1 protein-coding gene is annotated in these 949 nt (G+C 74.2%); it reads left to right on the top strand.

Annotated elements, in window-relative coordinates; genetic code table 11:
* A partial coding sequence (locus tag ACYVE7_RS34705; RefSeq protein ID WP_460370885.1) for an ATP-binding protein occupies nt 1-949 on the top strand: 949 nt, incomplete at both ends.

Genomic DNA, 949 nt, shown 5'->3' with positions numbered 1-949 from the left:
GGCTGCGGACGGGCGTCGGGGCCGTCGCGGAACGGCTCGGCACCCGTCCCGTGCTGGGGCGGCTGCTGCCCGACGGGACCGGCGACGACAGCGCGGGCCCCGTCCAGCAGCAGCTCTTCGGCGCCGTGCTGGGCCTGCTGTGCGAGCTGGCCGAACAGGCGCCCGTCCTGCTCGTCCTGGAGGACCTGCACTGGGCCGACGCCTCCACCCGGCATCTGCTCACCTTCCTCAGCCGGTTCCTGCAGCGCGACCGGGTGGCGCTGATCGGCACCTACCGCACCGACGACCTGCACCGCAGGCACCCGCTCCGGCCCGTGCTCGCCGAACTGCTGCGCCACCCCACCGTGCTGGCCGTGGACGTGCGGCCGTTCGGGCCCGCCGAGACGGCCGGGTATCTGGCTTCGCTCGGCCAGGTCGGCGCCGAGCAGGCCGCCCTGATCCACGCCCGCTCCCAGGGGAACGCCTTCTACGCGGCCGAACTGTTCGACGCGGGCGACGATCTGCCCGAAGCACTGGCCGATCTGCTGCTGGCCAAGGTCGAGCAGCTCTCCGACACCGCGCAGAAGATCGTCCGGGTGGCGTCGGTGGCGGGCCAGCGGATCGACGACGCCCTGCTCAGCGAGATCTCCGAACTCGACCAGACGACGGCCGAACGCGCGCTGCGCGAACTGATCTCCCACCGGCTGCTGGAGCCGCACGGCGACGGCTACACCTTCCGGCACGCCCTGCTCCGCGAGGCCGTCTACGGGGATCTGCTGCCCGGCGAGGGCACCCGGCTGCACGCGGCGTTCGCCCGGTCCCTCACCGGCAAGGGCCGCCCCGCCGAGCTGGCGTTCCACAGCCTCGCCGCCCACGATCTGCCCGCCGCGTTCGCCGCGACGGTCGAAGCGGGCCGGGAGGCCGACCGGATCGGCGCGCCCAGCGAAGCCCACGAGCACTACGAGCGGGC

Source organism: Actinocorallia lasiicapitis (assembly GCF_054778695.1).
Note: the sequence above shows the minus strand (reverse complement) of the source record. Positions and strands in the feature narration are given on the sequence as shown.